The organism is Phyllobacterium sp. TAF24 (genome assembly GCF_052113785.1).
In the GTDB taxonomy this organism is placed as follows: domain Bacteria; phylum Pseudomonadota; class Alphaproteobacteria; order Rhizobiales; family Rhizobiaceae; genus Phyllobacterium.
Genome location: NZ_JBFRDN010000003.1, coordinates 89,021 through 111,017, shown reverse-complemented (window position 1 = coordinate 111,017; position 21,997 = coordinate 89,021). Strand labels below are relative to the sequence as shown.

Sequence of the window (21,997 nt, the reverse complement as noted above, 5' to 3'; positions counted from 1 at the left end):
TGGTTCAGGCGTCGAGCCGCCATTTGAGTTTGACGCCGCCATTGTCGTTGAGGTCCAGCGCGGGAATGGCCGAAAGCAGCTTGCGGGTATAGGCTTCCCTTGGCGTATCGAAGATTGCGTTCCGGTCGCCCTGCTCGATGATCTCACCGTCCTGCATGACGATGACACGATCGGCGATCTGCTCGACGACACCCAGATCATGGCTGATGAACAAACAGGAAAAGCCATACCGTTTTTGCAGGTTTGAAAAGAGGTCGAGAACCTGCGCGCGCACGGTGACATCAAGTGCTGAGACGGGCTCGTCCGCGATCAGGAATTTGGGGCGGCGTGCAATCGCCCGCGCAATGGCAACACGTTGCCGCTGGCCACCGGAAAGCTGGTGCGGATAACGATCAGCAAATGCTTTATCGAGACCAACCTCTTCAAGTGTCTCGGCGGCGCGTTGTCTCTTCTCGGCCATTGTCAGATCGGGGATGAGCCTGAGCGCTTCTTCGACCAGAGCCATGATCGTCATGCGCGGGTCGAGCGATGAGTAGGGGTCCTGAAAGACCATCTGGCAATTCATGCGGTAATCAAACCAGTCACTTCGGCGACTCTTGCCCTGAAACAGGATTTCGCCGCTTGTCTCCTTGACCAGTCCCGCAATCGTGCGGCCGAGAGTGGTTTTTCCCGAACCCGAGCCACCGACCAGGGCCACCACCTCGCCGGGATGAATATCTATGCTGATGCCGTGCAGGGCGCGCTTTGCAACGCCTTTCTTGAACAGGCTTTTGCGCCCCGGATAATCGACGACGATATCGCGCGCGGAAACTATGGGCCCCGCAGTGGTGTCAATCGAGCGGACATCTCCCCGGAATGGCAGGGAAGACAGAAGCTTGCGTGTATAGGGATGTTTCGGAGCCGACAGGATTTCCTCCGTCGTGCCTTGTTCGACAACGACACCGCGTTCCATCACGACAAAACGATTGGTGTATCGCGCGACCATCGGCAGATCGTGGCTGATCAAAAGCACTGCGGTGCCCTGTTCTTTCGTCAGTTCTACCATGAGTTCCATGACGTCGCGCTGAACAACGGCATCCAGTGCCGTTGTGGGTTCATCGGCAATCAGCAGGGCAGGCTTCAAAAGCATGACCGAGGCAAGCATGATGCGCTGACGCATGCCGCCGGAAAACTCATGCGGATAGGCCGTCAATGCGCCCGACGGGTCTTTCAAGCCCACACGGGTCAGCATGTGCAGGATATTGGTGCGGCGCTGCTCGGATGTTTGTTTGGTGTGGAGAATAAGACCCTCTTCCAGCTGGCGACCAATGGTCATCGAGGGATTGAGGGAAGTCATCGGTTCCTGAAAGACGACACCGATTTCACCACCACGCAAGCGCCGCAGCGCGCGATCACCGGCCTTGAGGATATCCTGACCCTTATAGAGGATTGAACCGCTGGTATGGCGGATACCGGGCGCAATCAATCCAATGATGGAGCGAGTTGCGAGGGTTTTTCCCGATCCGGATTCACCGACAATACCAACGATCTCACCGGATGAAACGTCGAAGCTGACATTTTTGACGACTGCGCCATTATTGTGGATGACTTCAAGGGTCAGCCCGCGAACGCTGAGAAGGGTGTTCTGACTGCTCATTTCAAACCTCTCATGCGGGGATCAAGCTTGTCGCGCAGGGCATCGCCAAGCAGGTTGATGCCAAGAAGGGTGAATGCGATGCACAGTCCCGGGAAGAAGCCGAGCCATGCGGCTTGCTCAATGAACGGACGACCGGCTGCAAGCATATTGCCCCAGGTTGGCGCGGGTGGCGGCACACCAAGACCGAGGAAGCTGAGGGCGCTTTCGGAAAGGATCGCCCAGCCAAACATGGATGTGGCAAGAACGGTGATCGGTGCGAGACAATTGGGAAGGATGTGGCGAAGGATCGTGTAGATCTCGCTGTTGCCCATAACCTTCGAGGCTTCAATGAATTCCCGCTCACGCAGGGATAAAACGGCACCACGGACAATACGTGCCATGGAGGGGGTGTAGGCGATGCCCAGCGCAAAGATGATGCCATACTGGTTGGCACCGAAAACCGCGAGGAGACCGAGCGCCAGCAAAATGCCGGGAAATGCCAGAAGGGCATTGTTGAATGCCATGATAATCCCGTCCACCCAGCCACGCAGATATCCGCTGGTCAGACCGATTAGAGTACCGAACAATACCGCAAAACAGACCGTTGCGAGGCCGATCCAGACGCTGGCCTGCGCACCAATTATCAACCGGCTCAGAACATCGCGGCCGAACTCGTCTGTTCCCAAAAGATGCAATCCATTTGGGGCTGCAAGGCGCGCGGAAAAACTGAGCTTCATCGGATCAAATGGCGTCCAGACCATTCCGATAGCGGCAACCACAAACAGCAGGGCAATAATAGTCCCGCCGATAACGCCGTTGAATGTAAACTTTTTCATTCTGCCACCACCCGCGGATCGAAGAGTGGATAGAGAAGATCAATGACGAGATTGACCAGCACATAGGCGAGGGCGACGAGGAGAAGACAGCCTTGAATGACGGGGTAGTCGCGCTGGAAAATACTGTCGACCAGCAAGCGGCCAAGGCCGGGTATCGAGAAGACAGTTTCGATCACTGCAATACCGCCCAGCAGGTTCCCGAGGATCAGGCCAATCATTGTCCATGTGGGACCAAAAGCGTTTTTGAAGGCATGACGCCAGAGAACAGCCTGTTCGGAAAGCCCTTTGGCGCGCGCATGGGTGATATAGTCGAGACGCAGGACCTCAAGGGTTGAGGCGCGAGCCATGCGGATGATGACGCCCATCTCGTGGATAAAAAGCGTGGCAACCGGAAGCGCCATGTAGATGAGCCCTGCTTTCCAGTCGGTTGTCACGGAGACGTAGCCCAGCACCGGCACCCAACTAAGTTTCAGACCAAAGAAGAGCAGCAGCAAAAGCCCAAGCCAGAATGTCGGAATGGACAAAAGAACCGTTGCCGTACCGACGAGGGCAAGATCCGTGAGACTATTCTGTTTCCATGCCGCAATAACACCCGCCGGAACGGCGATCACACTTGCAATGAAAACAGCAAGAACGACGATCTGGGCACTGATGAAAAACCGGGACAAGACGAGATGCAGGACAGGTTCGCCTGTGACAATGGATTTACCAAAATCGCCTTGGAACAGATGGCCGACCCATATCATGAACTGCACGGGGATGCTCTGGTCGAGACCCAATGTTGAACGTAATGCTGCGATCTGTTGCGGGTCAGCGAGGTCCCCCAGCATAAGGGCGGCCGGATCGCCGGGTATGAAGCGTATAAGGGTGAATACTGCAACTGCCACAATGATAATCGTGGGCACAGCCATCAGCATTCGGCTGAGTATAAATTTGATCACGTTGTTCCCATTCTGCTCTTTTGACCGATGGCATGTATCCAGCGGTTGTCTGGCCATTGAGTGCTGGACTATGAGCATATGTGGAAAGTATGCGCAATATTATGAGTAAACGTCATAGTGTTATGCATGAAGATGCGGATCTTCAGCGGGAGATCATGAGTGCTGTCGAATAGCGCCCGCAGGCTTAGATTTTGACGTCTTGCACCGCAAGAAGCATTTCCTTCATCCGATTGTTCAACGCTTCAGCGGCAATGGAAAGCGGAACGCCTGCTGCCTTGGCGAGGCCGAAGCTTTGCCGCAGCGCCGGCTCAAACGGGCGGATCACGACTCTTGGGTCCTTGGTGAGATTGGCGAAGAAACTGCTGATGATCGTAACACCAAGACCATGGGCCGCATAGGCAAATGCAGAGTTGTTGCTGTGTGTTTCGATTTTGACCGTTTGCGTGACGCTGGCGCGCCGGAAAATTTCATCAAGTTTCATGCGATTGGGCCGGTTACGACCTGTCAGGATCAATGGAATATTCCGCAGATCTTTTGGGGTAATCACCTCCAGATCAGCCAAGGGGTGACCAGCTGGAATGACACACACTTTGCGGCCACTGACGATCACGTCCAGCTCAACACCAGCACTTTGTTGCCCCTCATAGCGAAGGAAACCAAAATCCACGATGCGCTGTTCGATAAGCCGCGTGATAGCCATTGATGTATCAAAGAAAGTCTCAATGCGTACGCGTGGAAAATCCTTGTCGAAGGCTGCCAGAAGATCGGGGGTGAACTGATCTGCAAGGCTGTTGGGCAGAGCTATGCGCACGGATTCCGGCCCGACCGCACCGCTGCGCAAATCCTGCGCAAGATTGGTGAACCGGTCTATTCCCGCAAGGACAAGTTCCGCATCATAAGCAAGCTTTTCAGCCTCCGGGGTTGGGATCAACCGGCCTTTGTCCCGCGCAAAAAGCTGCATCGACAGATCGGATTCAAGTTGTTGCAATAACCGGCTGATGCCTGACTGACTGAGACCCATGGCTCGCGCCGTTGCTGTCGTGGAGCCCGTGACAAGCAATGTGCGAAGAACTTCAAGCTGCCGAAAATTCATTGGATTCCCATAGTTCCGGTTGTTATGCCCATCTTGGATGGTCGTATCAACTGCAGCTTCTGGGATGAAAATTGTCAATCGATTAAGTGACGGCTCTCTTCTGATGCGCGAAGAGCAAAGCATTCGTACTGGATTGCACCCGGGCTCGATATTGTCAGCTGGACAGGCATGTAACGAATACAATAACGGCAAATAGAGCAGCGAAGATGGCGGCCTGAGCTGCCTTTGCATTCGCCAAACTCTGTGCAAGGGCGATGTCGAGCACGTCATCGAGTACATTTCGCCCGTCAGACAGGCCCGCGACTTCGTCCCTCGTCAATATCTCGGTAGAGGCGTGCCAGTGCCAGGCGGCTTTCAAGGCACTGAGGCTGGCGCCTATGGTGGCCAGAATCACAAACCAATCGCGGGCAGATAGTGCAAAAAGCATTGAGTATATTCTCCGGATAACCGCTCAGCAGACGCGTTTCCCGGTTGATTGCTCCTGCCCGCACAGGAGAATTCGAACCAGATACACCGCAGCTTTTATCAGAGATGGCTGAGTGGAGAATTATATGAGGCTGAGGCGAAACTGAAATCAGCATGTGAGCATTTGGCAGCCGTCAATTTCAGCCTTCTCAAGGGCAAATAAAAAATCCCGGCGCTGGAAACGCCGGGATTTTGATGGGTTATGACTATCTCAGATTGGTTTGAAATCGGGATCGATTTTCAAGGCTTCTTTACGCCAGACATCGCCATATTCGACGTCCTGCCAGTCTTTAAACCAAGGTCCGCCATTGGTGAAATGAACCGCATTCGGCGTTCCGCTTGCGGGCTTTTCGTTCCAGCCCTCAAGCCAGTTCCAAGCTGTTGGAATTTCTCCAATCTCATCATCGGCAGCCCATTGCATCCGGTGAAGATAGGCGCCGCTTTCCCGGTTGATAAGCTCAGGCGTGAGTTTGCGAACGGAAGGATGCTCGCAATTGAAAAGCATGAATGATGACCAGTTTTTCCGGGGATAGCTGGTCTGGACCTTTCCGTCCATTTTCGTGCCTTCCTTGGGCGTGTAATCATGTTTTACGCAGTAAACGGCCTTCTGCGGATCGCGATATTGCAGCAAATCGGCAACATCGGAAAAGAACAGGAAATCGCAGTCACAAAACAGCGCCCAACCCTTGTAGTTGGCGAGCCATGGCGTGAAAAAACGCGAATAGGTGAACTCGGTCGATGCAAGCGGATCGATGTCACGCGTGTAGGCATTTTTGCTCACCAGATTCTCAAGTACAATAGGTTCGACGCCAACCGGAATCGATGCATGTTTCAATATTGTGCTTTTCGCCACTTCATAGGCTATCGGTTCGCGTGAATCCCACCCTACGTAGATGTCGAGTCGTTCCGTCATGTTGCATTCYTTCCGAGAGACTTCACTTTTATTAGTCGATGACAGATAACAATTTTCTATCGACCTTGTTCCTTACCCATTCCTGCTCATTCGCCCAGGCATGACGTTTCCATCCCTGCCAGCTGAAGCCGCAGACTGATATGTCCCAGCCCGCATAATCAGGATGGTTGAGAATATAATAGATGCCGAAGAAACCGGTGCTTGGGAAAACCTCGGCCATTTTGGATTCCGGCAGTCCAAGTTCCCGGCAGCCATCGAGATAGAACTGCTCCGGCAGAACAATGTTTGTCTTGCCTACCCCGCCCAATGATCTGATCGTTGCCATTGTCCAGTCAGAACGGCGACCTTTCAGGCGCGATAGGATATTCGGCTTCGGGAAATAACGGTCGATAATGAATGGATGATAGGCCAAGACAATCTGGCTGGCCGCGCGGACGATCGGGGAATCAATAAAGCGCGGATCGTTCAGTCGCCGCTGCATCGGTTTACCCGCATTGCACATGAAAAGTATGTCCGTCTTGGTGCCGGACATACCAATGGAACTCTTGGGTTCGTTGAAGCGTACAACAAAGTCAGACCCGTCGATATCGGCGGACAAATCCTCTTTTATTGGTCCATTACCGACAATGTACATTTTCTTCGTCATAAAGGGCAGCCTTGGTATCCACGAAACGGACCGAAACAGAATGTATAGGGAAAACCGGTTGAACGGAAAATACAACTGTGTCGTTGCAAATCGTGGCGAAGAGATCAATCTAAAATTGCAATTTCGTCCAGTCTGGATGACGTTGGACAATGAAATATCCGTTACCGCAGACGATATTCGCAGCTTTGCGCCTGCCGTGGCAAAGGCGCAACGGTCACAGGAATAACTCCTGACAGCCAAGGCTAAACTGTTAATTTTGTGTAAACATTTTCCGTGATGCCTTCAAAATGTCCCATTATGAGGCGAACTGTAACCCGTCTGTCACTTGCGCATTCCGGCACGCCTCAACATGTGCTGCGTCAGTTGCGTCGATTAAAATCGCTCTGCGAAATCGTCCGTAATCTGGTGCTGAATTTGTTGGCTGGAGGATCGATAGCGGTGCACCGGTCACAATTTTGAAGGAGAGAATGATGAAGAAGACACTTGCTATGGCACTCGCGACCACAGCTTTGGCACTTGCTGGCGTAACGGCTGCCACTGCAGCTGATATGCAGGCGCGTTACCAGGAAGAAGACGCACGCAACGGTGTGCGGATCGGATATCTGACTTGCGATATCGATGGCGGCGTTGGCTATGTTCTTGGCTCGGCCAAGGAAGTTGATTGTGTCTTCCGGTCGACTGTCGGCCGTGAGCGTTCGGATCACTACACCGGCGCGATCAAGAAGCTCGGTGTTGATCTTGGCTTCACAACACGCAGCCGTCTTGTCTGGGCAGTATTTGCGCCGACAGCAGGTTACCATCAGGGTTCCTTGAGCGGCGTTTATCGCGGTGCGACAGCTGAAGCCACACTCGGCGCTGGCATTGGTACCAACGTTCTGTTCGGCGGCACTGCTGGTTCGGTTCACCTGCAGGCAATCAGTGTAACTGGCCAGATCGGCCTGAACATTGCTGCTACAGGTACATCGATGACACTTGCATCGGCAAACTAAGATAAGCTTTTTTGCTTGTTTGCATGGGCACCACCGAATGCGTTCGGTGGTGCCCATTTCTTTTTATACGAGAATGCTTTTTGGCATTTTTTCGCCCGCGTGCACCTGCGCCGTAGCGACGGAATTTCATGCATGATTTCCGGTCTATTTTGCTGGCCTATACCAAAGTATAGGGCGGCCGAAACCAACATCCGATATCCCGGTTGAACAACGCGGCATAGGCTCGGATTTGTGTAAGTCGATCGCTTTTTACGCGAATTGTGATTTCGCAAGGAAACCATCATGTACGAAGACACCATCAGCAGGCTTGCTGAAGCAGGTCACTCCAAATCCGTCACATTGAAATACAATTCGCTCGCATTCATCGTGGGCTCGGCCATGGCCGGTGCTTATATCGGGTTCGGTGACATCATCATGTTCACGGTCGGCGCCCATGCCGACCCTGCATGGGCACATCTGGTGATGGGTGCCGTCTTTGCCGCGGCTTTGACAATCGTCATTTTTGCGGGCTCTGAACTTTTCACCGGAACGGCCATGTATATGCCGCTCGCGCTGCTGAGCAGGCAGGTAAGTTTTATGGACACACTGAGAGTTTGGGCGGTCTGTTGGCTCGGCAATCTGCTTGGCGCGTTCATGCTTGCGTGGCTTTTCAAGCTTGGCGGCGGCGGCGTCTTGCTCGGCGATGGAAACGCAGCATTTATTTCAGCAGTTGCCGCCAAAATGAATGCACCTGCATCGGAGTTGTTCGCACGCGGGCTGATCTGTAACTGGCTTGTCTGCCTCGCAATCTGGATGACCTATCGCACCCAGAATGACGCGGCCAAAGCCATCCTTATTTTCTGGCCGATCATGATCTTTGTCGCTGCGGGCTTTGAACATTGCGTGGCCAATATGTTCGCTTTTTCATTGGCACTTTTAAGCACGCATCCCGTAAACATTACCGTAGGTGGCGCTTTCTACAATCTTGCTTTCGTGACATTGGGAAATCTGTGCGGTGGCGCGGTGATGATCGCTCTGGGATATTGGGTGCAGGCCTCCGTGTCTCAGCAAAATGCAACATCTTCAGACGACACACAGCACTCAAAAGCTCTATTATCTGCTACAACGAAACCCAACATATCTGCCAATCGTTGATTAAGTCCCGAGGAGTTTGAAATGGCCAAAAAGAGACCCGAAGGTATTGAGCGCTATAATGCACCGGCGGGTGGCTGGGGGGCGTTGAAAGCGGTGGCGGAAAGTCTCGCCCAGCAGCAGATTGTCGCCCAAGGCACGGCAACCTTGCTCAAGGCCAACCAACCCGATGGTTTCGATTGCCCGGGCTGCGCGTGGCCTGACCCGAAACATACCTCTTCTTTCGAATTCTGTGAAAATGGCGCAAAGGCTGTAACGTGGGAGTCGACAGCCAAACGCGTCAGGCCATCCTTCTTTGCATCGCACACTGTTACGGAGCTATGGGATTGGTCGGATCACGACCTCGAAGATCAGGGCCGCCTGACCGATCCGCTGATTTATGATGCGGCAACGGACACTTATATTCCCATTGGATGGGACAGAGCTTTCGAGACTATCGGCGCGGCATTAAATGCATTGCCTGATCCGAATATGGCCGAATTCTACACTTCGGGGCGAGCTTCGAACGAGGCTGCGTTCCTGTATCAATTGTTTGTCAGAGCCTACGGAACCAACAATTTTCCCGATTGTTCGAATATGTGCCATGAAGCGACAAGTGTCGGCCTTCCGCATTCAATCGGGGTCGGCAAGGGGACGGTTACGCTGGAAGATTTTGACCATGCCGATGCCATTTTCAGCTTTGGGCATAATCCCGGCACGAACCATCCCCGCATGATGACAACATTGCGCGAAGCAGCAAAGCGCGGCGCTCCCATCATCGTTTTCAATCCGTTGAAAGAACGCGCGCTTGAACGCTTTGCTTCGCCGCAAAGCCCCGTGGAGATGGTCACGCTCGGCTCAACGGATATTGCTTCGGCCTATCATCAGGTTCGTATCGGCGGCGATGTAGCGGTGCTCAAAGGCATGATGAAGCGTGTGTTCGAGCTTGACAGGCTTGATCTGGAGCGCGGCGGAAACGGAGTACTTGATCGCGATTTCATCGTTGAGCATACGGACGGCATTGAGGCTTTGAGGGATGATATCGAGGCGACCAGCTGGGATGATATTGAACTCATGTCCGGCCTTACCCGTGCTGCTATCGAGAGCGCCGGCGATGTCTATGCCAAATCGAAGAATGTCATTCTCTGCTATGGCATGGGCATCACCCAACACAGGAACGGTACTGCAAACGTCCAGCAGATTGCCAACTTTCTGATGCTGCGCGGGAATATCGGACGGGAAGGCGCCGGTATCTGTCCTTTGCGCGGCCATTCCAACGTTCAGGGCGATCGCACGGTTGGCATCACCGAAATTCCCAACGCCGCCTTGATTGACGGCATGGAGCGGGCTTTCGGTTTTAGACCCTCCGCCGATAGGGGCCACAATGCCATCGAAGCCATTGAGGCAATTATTGATGGCCGGTCCAAGGCGCTGGTCTGCCTCGGCGGAAACCTAGCTGTTGCCATGTCGGACCCTGATGCCACTTTTGCCGGAATGCGCAAGCTCGACTTTGCCGTGCATATGACGACTAAGTTCAACCGTTCACATCTGCTGACGGCCAAGACCTCCATCGTCTTGCCAGTTCTCGGCCGTACCGACGCCGATATGCAGGAAACCGGCAGGCAATCGGTTACGGTGGAAGACTCCATGTCGATGGTGCATGCCTCGCGCGGTTTTCTTAACCCGCCAAGTGGTGATATTCGCTCCGAACCAGCCGTGATTGCAGGGATGGCCAAAGCGACTTTGGGTGATCGTTACGGTATCGAATGGGACGCCATGATCGCAGACTACAGCCGTATCCGCGACAAGATCGAAGTTGTTTTTCCCGATTTCAAGGATTTCAACGCGCGCATCAAAGAGCCGGGTGGCTTTCGCCTGAGTGTCCCCGCATCGCATCGCGAGTGGAAAACGCCAAACCAGAAGGCATGTTTTCTGGTGGTCAATGGGCTGAATGAAGACCCGCGCATTCTGGAACCCAATGTGCTGACGCTCACAACCATCCGCAGTCATGACCAGTACAACACGACGATCTATGGCATGGATGACCGCTATCGCGGTGTTTTCGGGCGGCGCGACGTGATTTTTCTGAACGCAGATGATCTGGCCGACCGGGGATTATCGGATGGCGATACGATCGATATCGAAGCGGCCCGAAATCCTGGCGAACCCGATGACCGGCCACGCCGTGTCAAGCGTGTGACAGCCGTGATGTACAATATTCCGCGCGGKTCCGCTGCTGGTTATTATCCGGAGATGAACACGCTGGTCGCCTTGTCGCATTATGACAAGCGATCGGGAACACCGTCGTTCAAGTCGGTCCCGATACGCATCACGCGCGCCGCCTGAAACTGAGCGTCAATGGTTTCAGCGGTGTTGTTGCGCCGCTGAAACATCGACCTTTGCAAGCCAGGTGGCGAAATAATCCGGCCACACGCCGGTTGGCGTCCCTATTTCCCCCATTCCGAAGCCATGCCCTCCGCTTGCCAGTTGATGAAGTTCAACTGGAATATCGGCTTGTTTGCAGGCGTCCGCCATAATGCGGGTGTTTGCCGGGTCGGAAATGGGATCATCCTTCGCTTGAACCAGAAACATGGGTGGACATTGGCTGCGGACATGGGTTTGAACCGACCATTCCGCGCTTTCCGCAGGACTTGGATGTTTGCCGATTAGAATACGGCGGGTGGACGTATGATCGTAAGGTGCCTCCAGCGTGATAATCGGATAGATCAGGCCTGCAAATATCGGCCGTGCTGAAAGGCTGTCTGTCATATCGACAGCATTATAGGACGAGAAGGCTGAACGCGTGGAAGCCAGTCCGAGCAGATGGCCACCGGCGGAAAATCCGAGTATGCCAATACGTTCCGGATCGATTTGGAAACGACTGGCATTCTGACGGATCAGCCGCAATGCGCGTTGCGCGTCCTGTAATGGCGCAAGTGGCCCATCTCTCCAACCTTCTCCCGGCAACCGGTAGGTGAGGACAAAAGCCGTGAAACCCCTGTCTGTCAGCCACTTCGCTGCGGGAAGGGCTTCCTTTTTCATTTCAATCCGCTTGTAACCGCCGCCTGCTGCAACGAGCACCGCAACGCCATTCGGCTTTGCGGGTTGGAACGCTTCTATCGACGGTGCAGCGATGTTGCTGAGAGCGCCCTTGGCACTTTCACTGGCAGGACCCGTTGGGCCACCGCCACCAGGCGGTATCGCTGGCCAAAGTGGAAGCACGGTATCAGCAGTGCTGGCAAAAAGTCTGGTGGGGAGGGCGGTCATGCCGATTGCAGCCAATATCATTCGACGGGTCAACATCGCCTGCTTCCTTCGTATCCAAAGGTTCATTTTGCGCAAACCCTAGAAACGCTTTACGCCGGTTTCAAGATGCAAAGTTCAAGGGTTCTTGGAGATCAAGTTCAACGAGAATGCCGTAGACCAATAGTTCACGCCGTCACCGGCGTTCGCCAGTGGCGGGGTGTACATTGCCTTGGGGCTCGACCTATTTTACCGATTGTTGTGCAGCCTGTTCGATCAAGGCTGCGACTTCCTTAGGGTGGGTTTCATAAACCGAGTGGCTTGCACCTGCTATTTCGATTGTGTGGCTGCCAGCACGCTTGGCGTACATGCGTTCCAGATCAGGATTGATGATCCGATCACTCTTTGCCACCACGTACCAGCTCCGCTTATGCTTCCATGCGGGATCTGTAGCTGGTGTCGAAAATACCGCAGCGGCAGTCCACATCTGGGAATGTGCCGCGAAATCCGCCTGCTTGGTCGGAAGATCAGCTGCAAAGTCGGCATGAAAATGGTCCGGGTCAATATAGGTAAAACCATCAGGCGTTTTCACGAGAGACTTGTAAGCGGGAGGAAAGAGCTTGCCATTGCCGACTTCGGTTTCGCCTTGATCAAGCGCATGCGCTGCGACATAAACCAGCCCGGCAACTTTGGGATCGTTTCCAGCTTCGGTTATGATGGCCCCGCCATAACTATGGGCAACGAGAATGCACGGACCTTGCTGAAGGCCGAGCACGCGTTTGGTTGCGGCTACATCATCTGCAACTGAAGTGAGCGGTTGCTGGACAACGCTGACATTATAGCCCTTTTTGTTGAGAATATCATACACCGGCTTCCAGCCTGATCCGTCGACAAACGCACCGTGCACGAGAACGACGCACTTCAGCGGCGCGCTGAATGCGGCACTGGAAACACCGATAGAAAGAAAGCCAGCAACCAGGGCTGGAGCGAGGATTTTGCTGAACGTCACGATGCGTCTCCTGTCCATAAGTACGGGGTGTACTCACCAATAGTTACATCCGGCGGTTCGTCTAGGTAATCATACTTACGTGTTGGTCGGATCATACAGATATCGGAAAGACCAAGCGCGTGGACAGCGCTCAGTTGGTCAGCGCACGCTCGATGCAATCAATCAGGGATTTGCTTTCGAATGGCTTGCCCAGAAAGCCAATGGCACCCGCCGCCATAACACGGTTGCGTATCCGTTCATCTGGAAACGCGGTGATAAAGATTATGGGCGTTTTGACACCGCTCTCCCACAGGATTTGCGACAGCTCGACGCCACTGATCCCGTCCATTTGTACGTCGGTTATGAGGCAATCGATTTCGATGTCTCCGATGGAAGCAAGATAGGATTCAGCAGAAGTAAACTTGCAGACTTTGAATCCATAGGAGCGCACCAGATTCTCGGTAGCATCCAGCACCGACGCGTCATCGTCTATAATGGCTATGGATTTTACTTCAGACACGGCCCGTCCTTTTGATGGGATGCGCAATGCAGCTCACGCATGCTGAAGATGCGCTTTTCAGACGCCGAATCATATCATACAGAGGTTTAGGTCGCGGCTTTATTTGCCCAGAACAGGCCGGAGCGCCTCGTAAATCTTGACCAGTTCAGCAAGCGTTCTGACGCCCATTTTTTCCATCAGGTGGCCGCGATGGATCTTTACGGTAATCTCGCTTACGCCCAGTTTTCCGGCAACTTGCTTGTTCATCAACCCGGTGGTTACCAAGGCAATAACATCCCGTTCGCGCGCCGTCAGGCTCTCATACCGTGACTTCAGATTGGAAAGTTCGCCATCCGTCGCGCGGCGCTCCCGATCAAGCGCGAGAGCGTTCGAGACGGCATCGAGCATATCCTGATCACGGAATGGCTTGATAAGAAAATCGAGTGCTCCCGCTTTCATCGCGCGTACGGACATCGGAATATCGCCATGACCGGTCATGAAAATAATTGGAATATTATTGCCAAGTTTCGCAAGCTGGTTCTGGAAATCCAGCCCGCTTACGCCGGGGAGGCGGATGTCCAGTACAAGACAACTTTCGCCTGCCGCTACGGGACCGCGTTCCAGAAATTCTGACGGCGAGCCAAACAGCTCGACCTGCATACCGACTGATCTGAAAAGGCTGCCCAATGCCTCGCGCAAGGAAGCATCGTCATCAACGACAAACACCAATGGCGACGTGTTTTGGCTCATGACACAGCCTCCTCGTGAAATGGAATGGTGAACTCAAAGATGGCACCTTTGCCAGGTTCAGAGCTTGCATTGATCCGCCCGCCATGGGCAACAACAATCGACCGGCAGATCGATAGTCCCATGCCCATGCCGTTGGACTTGGTCGTATAAAAGGCATCGAACAGGTTTGCTGCTTTCTCAGCGGCAAAACCCGGTCCGGTATCGCGAACCTTCGTCACAACGACCCCACCGGCGACTGCGGTTTGGACCAGAAGTTTACGGGTTTTGATTCCCGGTTCAGACATTGCCTGAACCGCATTGAGGATCAGATTGATGATGACCTGCTGGAGTTGTATGGGATCGCCGGAAATCGATGGGGAGTCAGCTACGAGTTCCAGTTGCAGATCTATCCGCTGGTTGCTCAATTCCCTTTGAACCAGCACCACGGTTTCCCTGATGACCTCGTTGAGATTAACAGGGATTGTCTGCGAGGTCGCCTTGCTCGACAGCGCTCGCAAACGTTTGATAACTTCGCTCGCCCGGCCCGCGTCGGCGATCATGCGCTGCATCGATGTTTCGACCTCGTCAAGGTCTGGCTCACTTCGTTTGAGCCAGCGCAAACCTGCTCCCCCATTGGTAACAATAGCCGCGAGCGGCTGGTTGACTTCATGGGCGATAGACACCGTGAGTTCCCCCAGCGTGGCAACACGGGTGACGTGAGCCAGTTCCGCATGGGCCTGGTGCAATTCATTTTCAGCCTCATGCCGCGCTGTTACGTCCACGATGCTCACCAGCACCATGTCAAGCGATGGACGGTCATGCGGCATGGCAACATTGTAAAGGATAGAGATGCGGTTGCCATCGAGATCGCTCATCATCGTTTCGGATTCGAAAGATGTGTTGGAGTCCCATATTGCCTCGAGCAATGCCCAGATTGATCCCTCCATTTCCTTGCCAATAAGCTTTGGCAAAGCGGTCTTGAAAGCATCAACGTCCTTTGCCCTGAAAGTGGTCAGGGTGGTGTTGTTGACGTTGGTCAGCCTCATCATTCCGATTGCAGTGCGCGCAAAGTCGGGATTGGCCTCTGCGGCTGTCCGCATATCAGGAAAGCCATCGGCTTTGAGCCGTTCGATTGCAGCTTTAACGGCGGTAAAATCCATTTCGAGGATAGCAACGCCCGTTGCGAGAAAGATGGTCCGGTATCTTTGTTCACTCTCACCAAGCACAGCGATAGCCGTTTTGACCCTGTATGCCAGCAAAGTGGTGATGCCGATGGCAGCAAGGCTCACAAAACACCGGGCGGTAGAATCCGACGTGGGATTTTCGCCGTGGGAAACGGCAAAGCTGAGCAGTGTCAAGCCTATACAAACAGCGCCGATAAACAGAAGTCCCTTTCTCGTGGCAAATGAGAGGGAAAGGAGCACGACCGTGACGTAGAGCACGGCGATGGCCATATCAAAGCTCGTCAGCGTATCCAGCGCAAATATCACAACCGCAATCAGTATTGCGGCGAGTGGCGAAAATCGCGACATGCCGTTCCCCGTAAAAGAGATATTGTGAAACTGGCAATAGCAGATCAATCCGGTCTCTTGCGAGAAATAATGCGAACGTTCGCTACACCCTTTCCCTCAATCAAAGTGGAAAGGTCAACCGAACACAAAATGCACCCGGTGTATTGCTGAAAGTAAGTTCTCCACCATGTGCTTTTGCTACTTCGACAGCAATTGCAAGGCCCAGACCGGAACCGGATGTATGGCCAAGCCCTGTTTCGAATGGTTCCAGCACCCGCTCCTGTTCTGATGGTGCAATACCTGGTCCATCATCGCAAACATTGATCCAAGCCGTGCTGGCATCGTGGTTGAGTTCCACCGACAATCGGGTCAATGCTCCATGAATCAAGGCATTCTGGATGAGATTTGTCAGCGCCTCCCGGATACTGATCACATCGCCTTGAATATGAAGTTCTGCCGGGCTGGGCGTGAACGCAATCGTGACCTCGCGTTCGAGAGAAAGCGGCACCGACTGCGCCAAAGTGGTTTTGGCCAAGCCATTCAACTCAATCGAGGTAAATGCAACAGTACCGGCACGGTGAATGACCATGGCGTGGTCCAGAAGCTGGCTGGTGAGATTGCCGAGTTCGGCTACTTTGGCGCCAAGCCGGTCAATCTGGTTCTGCAGTTTGGGGTCTGCATCATTCGAGAGGATTTCGACTTGCGCGTTAAGCTCTGCCAAAGGTGTGCGCATCTGGTGGGCTGCATCGGCAATGAAACGTTGCATCAAGGCAATGCGGTCTGCGAGACGGCGCATGAAGTCGTCAAGAACACTGACCAATGCGCGGATTTCATGGGGAGGTGTAACGCGGATCGCGCGCAGATCATCAGGCTTGCGTGCTGCAATTTCCCGTTCGATGCGCGTGAGTGGTTTCAATGCGATGCGAACGGAAATGGCTCCGGCAATCAAGGCAAGCAGGCTCATGATGGCAATCATTCCAACAGCTTTGCCGGTCAGATCCCATGCAAGTGACTGCCGTGCCCGCAATGTCTGTGCCAATACGATTTCCACCCAGCCGCTTCCCGAGGGCGTATCAATCTGTTTGCCGATGGCAGCAACGCGAACTGGTTGCCCCTGATAGGTATCATCGGTGAGAACCACGCCCTTACGGATTTCCTCTGACGGAATTTTCGGGGCGAGATCGCCATAACCGGCCACAACCACCCCACGCGGATCGGTGACGCGATAGAAGACAAGATCATAAGCGGAAAGTGTGGCGAAGGCAGCCGCGGGAGGGTCAAGCGTTACAACCCCGCCCTGAACGTAGACGTTTTCAGCAACCTGTATTGTTCCGCCAATCAGTAGCTTGTCATAGGCATCGCGCGCCGCGATTCCTGCATATTGCCAGGCGGCAAAGGCGAGGACGATCGCGCCCACACCCAGAATGAGCGCGATGAACACAATGATCCGGACGTGGAGCGAATAACGGATATCACTTGATTGCAAGCTGGTAGCCCAATCCTCGCGTGGTGCGAATTTCGATTGTTGTATCCGCCAGTTTACGCCGCAGGCGCGTTACATATTGCTCAACCGCGTTGGCGCTTGGCTCCTGATCAAAGTTGAAAAGCTGTTCCACCAACTCTTCCTTAGAGATGAAGCGCTTTGGCCTTGCCGCCAGAATCTCCAGCACGATCAGTTCGCGGCGGGTGAGGTCAAGAGCCGTACCGGCAATGCTTGCCGTGCGTCCGGCCTGATCGATGACAAGATCACCAAATCGCAGCGCATTGTCAGACATCCCCGCGCTTCGGCGCAGAAGCGCGCGTGCCCGCGCTTCCAGCTCACGAAAATCGAACGGCTTGGTCAGATAATCATCGGCTCCGAGATCAAGAACATCCACGCGGTCATCGACAGCGGATCGTGCGGTCAACACCAGAACCGGCGTTTTGTTCTTGCGGCCACGCAGTCCTTTGAGAATCTCAAAACCATCTGCTCCGGGAAGCATCATGTCGAGGATGATAAGGTCATAGTCCTGCACCAGCAGCACTTCACTGGCAGTCCGCCCATTATTTTCACAATCAACCGCATGCCCGATTTTTTCAAAGCGCTGGGCAATTGCCTTGGCGATGTCGGGCATGTCTTCCACGACAAGAATGCGCAAATCGTGCCCCCGAAACTTGAGTCAGGTATGTGTCAGTTACCGCAAGTACAGTCGGCTTGGGAGTTTTGTCAACGTTACAGCGTTGCGCAAAAGAGAAGACGCACTGGGAGGAAGTATGACTTTGCATCATTCGATTGATGCTCGCGGCGCATTGCTGAGCGTTGAGGGCGTCACATTGCAATACAAGACCGAGGACACGCTGGTTACGGCCACGCATCGTGTCGATTTTCAGGTTTTTCAATCCGATCGCTTTGTCCTGCTTGGACCGTCAGGTTGTGGCAAGTCGACCTTGCTCAAGGCAATTGGCGGCTATCTCACGCCGACCGAAGGACAGATAAAGCTCAAGGGCAAGGAAGTCACGGAGCCCGGCCCTGATCGCATGATGGTGTTTCAGGAGTTCGACCAACTGCTGCCCTGGAAAACGGTTGGCGAGAACGTTGTCTTCGCACTCACTTCAAGTGGCCGCGCAAAGCCAGCTGAAGCACGCGAGCGTGCGCGCAGTTATATCGACAAGGTTGGCCTCACAAAATTTATCGACAGCTATCCTCACATGTTATCAGGCGGGATGAAGCAGCGCGTCGCCATCGCGCGCGGCATGGCTATGGAGCCGGATGTACTGCTCATGGACGAACCGTTTGCTGCGCTTGACGCGCTGACGCGCCGCAAGATGCAGGATGAACTGCTGCAGCTATGGGATGACACGCATTTTACGGTTCTGTTCGTCACACACTCCATCGAAGAGGCAATCCGCATCGGCACACGCATTTTGCTGCTTTCGCCCCATCCGGGACAGGTCAAGGCTGAGCTGAACAGCATACCTCCCAGCGAACTTGGAACCGGTACGCAGGCAGCTCTCGAAACCCGCATCAACGACATGCTGTTTGCCAGCTGAGATCGGATAAAATGATGACCGAAGTTCTCTACACACGACCGGAAATTCTGCGTGGCGACAGCAAGAAGGATTTTCTGCAGGTCGAAAAGACACTTTCCGGCTTTGAACGCATCTACCGTATCGGCGCTGTGCGAAAGGCGTTTATCCTGCTCGTTCTGGCTGTTGTCTGGGAGATGTATGGGCGCTGGCTGGGTAACCCCTTGCTGTTTCCGAGCTTTACCCAAACGTTCTCTGCCTTTGTCTCCAATATCGCCGACGGAACCATTCCGGCCAGAACGCTGGCATCCCTGAAAACGCTGCTCATCGGGTATGGTATCGGCATTGTGCTTGCTTCACTTTTGACCACGCTGGCGATTGGGTCGCGCATTGGTGCTGATCTACTCGAAACCTTGACCTCCATGTTCAATCCTCTTCCGGCGATTGCATTGCTGCCATTGGCGCTGATCTGGTTTGGTCTCGGACAGGGAAGTGTGATCTTTGTACTGGTGCACTCGGTGCTCTGGGCGATTGCTTTGAATACCCATGCCGGTTTCAAATCCGTATCCAACACGATGCGGATGGTGGGTCTCAATTATGGCCTGCGCGGCCTCAAACTTGTTCGCCACATCCTGATACCCGCCGCGTTCCCGTCTATCCTGACAGGTTTGAAGGTGGGGTGGGCTTTTGCATGGCGCACGTTGATTGCGGCCGAACTCGTATTCGGGGTGTCCTCGGGTTCGGGTGGTCTTGGCTGGTTCATTTTTGAAAACCGCAACCAGCTTGAAACCGCCAACGTCTTTGCGGGCCTGTTCACCGTTATCCTGATTGGCCTTGCCGTTGAAAACCTGATCTTTGCCACGATTGAAAAGAAGACCATTCGCCGCTGGGGAATGCAGGCTTGACTCTAAACCGCCGGGAGCCGGTATCTATAAAGGGAGGAATACAATGAACATCTTGAAACAACTATGTGCCGCTGCGCTGGGCGTCGGACTTGGATTGGCAGGCGCAGTTGCACCCGTTCAGGCTGAGGTCAACGAGGTAAGGATTTCCAAAGGCTACGGCATTCTTTACCTGCCGCTGATCGTTATGGAAAATCAGAAGCTGATGGAAAAGCAGGCAGCCAAGGCAGGCCTCGGCGACGTTAAAGTCACATGGCTGATGCTGGACGGCGGAAATGTGATCAATGACGCCATGATGGCGGGTTCGCTCGATTTCGCAGGAACTGGAGCGCCCGGTTTTGTTACCCTGTGGGCAAAAGCCAAGGGCATTCCCAATGTTGAAGTTGTTGGCATCAGCGGGCTAAGCGCCACATCGCTCTGGCTCAATTCGAATAATCCTGAAGTCAAAACGCTGAAGGATCTGACGCCCAAGGACAAGATTGCCTTGCCGGGGATCAAGACATCGCTTTCGGCTGTTGTTCTGCAGATGATGGCAGCCCATGAATTTGGGCGTGAGAACTACGCAAAGCTCGATCCGTTGACGGTCAGCCTGCCGCACCCGGAAGCCTTGGCAGCGGTGACGAGTGGCCAGACCGAGATCACATCGCACTTCACATCGCCTCCTTTCTCCTATCTGGAACTGAAAGACCCGAAAATGCATCGTGTGGTCAATTCGGTCGATGTTATCGGCAATATCACGCTGGATGTTACCTTCGCGCCCAAGAAGTTTGTCGATGCCAATCCGAAAACCACAGAGGCATTTCTGGCCGCGCTGGATGAGGCCAATGCTTTCATCGCCGGTAACAAGCAGGCTGCTGCGGAAATCTTTGCCAAGAGTTCAAAGGTAAAGGTTTCCGTCGAAGAAGTTCTTGAAATGCTGAACGACAAGGACTCCAAATTCTCCACAACACCAAATGGCGTGATGCAGTTTGCCGAGTTCATGAACCTTGCCGGTACGATCAAGGTCAAACCCGCAAGCTGGACGGATCTGTTCATTCCGCAGCTTCATTCCCGTAGCGGTAGCTAGTTAAACAGCGCTATTACGGACAGAAAATCGAAAGCCGGTTGTTACCATGTGTGACAACCGGCTTTATCTTATTGCTTGACCCTGTTTCGAAGGGGAGATTCAATAACAGGTGCTGGAATGCATCGGTCACGCAAATGTTTCGCAAGCCATTGAGGGCCAGAGGCAATTTGTTTTGGGTTGTGCTTGCCAGAACCGAACAGGCGGGGGATAAAGCAGCCTGCTTGTTCGAACAGCAAATTCAAAAATCGAAAGTATTTCGGCCATGGTTGATGCGACACACGAATCCGGCGTTTCTGGGCAGCCCCTCAACGTTAGTTTCAGTGCCGAGAATGACCAGGCAACGGTTGTGCTGGCAGGTTCCTGGATCACCCGCTATGTCGGGCGCGTCAACGCGCAAATGCACAAGATCGAGCACCGGAAAGAATTCTCAAGTGCAGTCATTGATCTGTCGGACGTGGATGCCTTGGATACAGCTGGCGCCTGGCTGGTGGACCGGTTGCGTGTGTCCCTTGAGGGTGCGGGTAAACAGGTGGAAATCCGCGGCTTGAAGAAGCACTGGGAAACTTTGTTCGATGCAGTCGGCAAAACCGCATCCGCCCCTGCAGATGCCTATGCGGCTCCGCACAAGATGAATATCGGTATTCAGCTTCTCGATACAATTGGCAGAACAGTTGTCAATTTCGGCGACGATTTTATCAAATCAATGCATGTGTTGGGTGCTGTGGTGACAGGCTCCCAAGTGCGTGCGGGCAAGGGCGGCCCGATCAGGTATCCCGCATTCTTTCATCAGATTGACCGGCTGGGTGTTGGTGCAATTCCGGTCGTGGTCCTTATCTCGTTCATTATGGGTGCGATTGTTGCGCAGCAGGGCGCTTATATGCTCAGCACCTATGGAGCCGAAGCCTATGCGGTCAACCTTGTTGGCGTGCTGGTGCTGCGTGAAACGGGTGTTCTTCTGACCGCAATTATGATTGCCGGTCGCTCGGGGAGTGCGATTACAGCCGAGCTTGGGTCCATGAAGATGCGTGAGGAAGTTGATGCTCTTCACGTCATTGGCCTCAATCCCATCAGCGTGCTGGTGTTTCCCCGTCTGGTCGCGTTGAGCATCTCCTTGCCGCTTCTGACGATCATTGCAGATTTCGCCGGGCTTGCAGGCGGTGCTGTTGCCCTATGGCTTTATTCGGACGTGTCACCGGGTATCTACGTAGCCAATCTGCGTGATGCCATCAGCGTCCAGTATTTTCTGGCCGGCCTGATCAAGGCCCCTTTTATGGCCATGATCATCGGGACGATTGCTGCGGTTGAAGGCATGAAAGTTGGCGGCAGTGCGGAATCGCTGGGCCTGCGCGTGACCGCATCTGTGGTCAAATCGATTTTCATTGTTATCGTATTGGACGGTGTTTTTGCCATCTTCTACGCATCAATCGACTTCTGATTTTGGCGTT

Annotated in this window: 21 protein-coding genes; 7 read left to right on the top strand and 14 right to left on the bottom strand. The window is 53.8% G+C overall.

The window, feature by feature from the left end; all coding sequences use genetic code 11:
* Positions 1 to 4: 4 nt before the first annotated feature.
* From AB4Y96_RS04020 to AB4Y96_RS03990, 7 genes are all read right to left on the bottom strand, one after another.
* A complete protein-coding gene (locus AB4Y96_RS04020; RefSeq protein WP_441915814.1) occupies positions 5 to 1,636 on the bottom strand; it encodes an ABC transporter ATP-binding protein in 1,632 nt (543 codons plus the stop codon).
* The gene (locus AB4Y96_RS04015) at positions 1,633 to 2,451 is read right to left on the bottom strand and encodes an ABC transporter permease (RefSeq protein ID WP_091885330.1); all 819 of its coding nucleotides are present in this window, start codon (positions 2,449 to 2,451) and stop codon (positions 1,633 to 1,635) included. The genes AB4Y96_RS04020 and AB4Y96_RS04015 overlap by 4 nt, the downstream gene beginning before the upstream one ends.
* Positions 2,448 to 3,392 carry an ABC transporter permease gene (locus tag AB4Y96_RS04010; protein WP_441915811.1) on the bottom strand — a complete coding sequence of 315 codons (945 nt, stop codon included), beginning with the start codon at positions 3,390 to 3,392 and terminating at the stop codon, positions 2,448 to 2,450. Before AB4Y96_RS04010 ends, AB4Y96_RS04015 begins: the two co-directional genes overlap by 4 nt.
* 184 nt (positions 3,393 to 3,576) lie before the next feature.
* Positions 3,577 to 4,485 (bottom strand): LysR family transcriptional regulator, encoded by a 909-nt coding sequence (locus tag AB4Y96_RS04005; protein ID WP_091885324.1) that lies wholly within the window; start codon positions 4,483 to 4,485, stop codon positions 3,577 to 3,579.
* 154 nt (positions 4,486 to 4,639) lie between these two features.
* On the bottom strand, positions 4,640 to 4,912 hold the full coding sequence (locus AB4Y96_RS04000; RefSeq protein ID WP_091885321.1) for a hypothetical protein: 273 nt from the start codon (positions 4,910 to 4,912) through the stop codon (positions 4,640 to 4,642).
* A gap of 249 nt (positions 4,913 to 5,161) precedes the next feature.
* Positions 5,162 to 5,863, bottom strand: a complete 702-nt coding sequence (locus AB4Y96_RS03995) for a glycosyltransferase (protein WP_441915809.1) — start codon at positions 5,861 to 5,863, stop codon at positions 5,162 to 5,164.
* 31 nt (positions 5,864 to 5,894) lie between these two features.
* Positions 5,895 to 6,509 carry a hypothetical protein gene (locus tag AB4Y96_RS03990; RefSeq protein ID WP_091885316.1) on the bottom strand — a complete coding sequence of 205 codons (615 nt, stop codon included), beginning with the start codon at positions 6,507 to 6,509 and terminating at the stop codon, positions 5,895 to 5,897.
* Between the two features lie 470 nt (positions 6,510 to 6,979).
* Here AB4Y96_RS03990 and AB4Y96_RS03985 point away from each other — a divergent pair, with 470 nt between their 5' ends.
* The 3 genes from AB4Y96_RS03985 to AB4Y96_RS03975 all read left to right on the top strand — a co-directional run bounded on the left by AB4Y96_RS03985 (position 6,980) and on the right by AB4Y96_RS03975 (position 10,954).
* Positions 6,980 to 7,498, top strand: a complete 519-nt coding sequence (locus AB4Y96_RS03985; protein ID WP_441915808.1) for a DUF992 domain-containing protein — start codon at positions 6,980 to 6,982, stop codon at positions 7,496 to 7,498.
* Positions 7,499 to 7,780: 282 nt separating this feature from the next.
* Positions 7,781 to 8,632, top strand: coding sequence for a formate/nitrite transporter family protein (locus tag AB4Y96_RS03980; protein ID WP_441915806.1), 852 nt, complete (start codon positions 7,781 to 7,783; stop codon positions 8,630 to 8,632).
* A gap of 21 nt (positions 8,633 to 8,653) precedes the next feature.
* A complete protein-coding gene (locus AB4Y96_RS03975) occupies positions 8,654 to 10,954 on the top strand; it encodes an FdhF/YdeP family oxidoreductase (protein ID WP_441915805.1) in 2,301 nt (766 codons plus the stop codon).
* 18 nt (positions 10,955 to 10,972) lie between these two features.
* Here the strand turns inward: AB4Y96_RS03975 and AB4Y96_RS03970 are convergent, their stop codons facing one another.
* From AB4Y96_RS03970 to AB4Y96_RS03940, 7 genes are all read right to left on the bottom strand, one after another.
* Positions 10,973 to 11,911 carry an alpha/beta hydrolase gene (locus tag AB4Y96_RS03970; RefSeq protein ID WP_441915804.1) on the bottom strand — a complete coding sequence of 313 codons (939 nt, stop codon included), beginning with the start codon at positions 11,909 to 11,911 and terminating at the stop codon, positions 10,973 to 10,975.
* 184 nt (positions 11,912 to 12,095) lie between these two features.
* Positions 12,096 to 12,878, bottom strand: coding sequence for an alpha/beta hydrolase (locus AB4Y96_RS03965; RefSeq protein WP_441915802.1), 783 nt, complete (start codon positions 12,876 to 12,878; stop codon positions 12,096 to 12,098).
* A 112-nt stretch (positions 12,879 to 12,990) separates the two neighbouring features.
* Positions 12,991 to 13,359, bottom strand: coding sequence for a response regulator transcription factor (locus AB4Y96_RS03960; protein ID WP_441915800.1), 369 nt, complete (start codon positions 13,357 to 13,359; stop codon positions 12,991 to 12,993).
* Between the two features lie 99 nt (positions 13,360 to 13,458).
* Positions 13,459 to 14,088: a response regulator transcription factor gene (locus tag AB4Y96_RS03955; RefSeq protein WP_441915798.1), complete on the bottom strand. Its 630-nt coding sequence runs from the start codon at positions 14,086 to 14,088 to the stop codon at positions 13,459 to 13,461.
* Complete coding sequence (locus AB4Y96_RS03950) at positions 14,085 to 15,599, bottom strand: sensor histidine kinase (protein ID WP_441915796.1); 1,515 nt, start codon at positions 15,597 to 15,599, stop codon at positions 14,085 to 14,087. The genes AB4Y96_RS03955 and AB4Y96_RS03950 overlap by 4 nt, the downstream gene beginning before the upstream one ends.
* A gap of 100 nt (positions 15,600 to 15,699) precedes the next feature.
* The gene (locus tag AB4Y96_RS03945) at positions 15,700 to 17,064 is read right to left on the bottom strand and encodes a sensor histidine kinase (RefSeq protein ID WP_441915794.1); all 1,365 of its coding nucleotides are present in this window, start codon (positions 17,062 to 17,064) and stop codon (positions 15,700 to 15,702) included.
* Positions 17,051 to 17,716, bottom strand: coding sequence for a response regulator transcription factor (locus AB4Y96_RS03940; protein WP_441915792.1), 666 nt, complete (start codon positions 17,714 to 17,716; stop codon positions 17,051 to 17,053). The genes AB4Y96_RS03945 and AB4Y96_RS03940 overlap by 14 nt, the downstream gene beginning before the upstream one ends.
* 115 nt (positions 17,717 to 17,831) lie before the next feature.
* Here AB4Y96_RS03940 and AB4Y96_RS03935 point away from each other — a divergent pair, with 115 nt between their 5' ends.
* The 4 genes from AB4Y96_RS03935 to AB4Y96_RS03920 all read left to right on the top strand — a co-directional run bounded on the left by AB4Y96_RS03935 (position 17,832) and on the right by AB4Y96_RS03920 (position 21,987).
* Positions 17,832 to 18,608 carry an ABC transporter ATP-binding protein gene (locus AB4Y96_RS03935; RefSeq protein ID WP_441915790.1) on the top strand — a complete coding sequence of 259 codons (777 nt, stop codon included), beginning with the start codon at positions 17,832 to 17,834 and terminating at the stop codon, positions 18,606 to 18,608.
* A gap of 14 nt (positions 18,609 to 18,622) precedes the next feature.
* Complete coding sequence (locus AB4Y96_RS03930) at positions 18,623 to 19,489, top strand: ABC transporter permease (RefSeq protein ID WP_441915788.1); 867 nt, start codon at positions 18,623 to 18,625, stop codon at positions 19,487 to 19,489.
* 43 nt (positions 19,490 to 19,532) lie between these two features.
* Positions 19,533 to 20,552 carry an ABC transporter substrate-binding protein gene (locus tag AB4Y96_RS03925; protein WP_091885282.1) on the top strand — a complete coding sequence of 340 codons (1,020 nt, stop codon included), beginning with the start codon at positions 19,533 to 19,535 and terminating at the stop codon, positions 20,550 to 20,552.
* Between the two features lie 262 nt (positions 20,553 to 20,814).
* Complete coding sequence (locus tag AB4Y96_RS03920; RefSeq protein ID WP_441915786.1) at positions 20,815 to 21,987, top strand: ABC transporter permease; 1,173 nt, start codon at positions 20,815 to 20,817, stop codon at positions 21,985 to 21,987.
* Positions 21,988 to 21,997 lie beyond the last annotated feature (10 nt).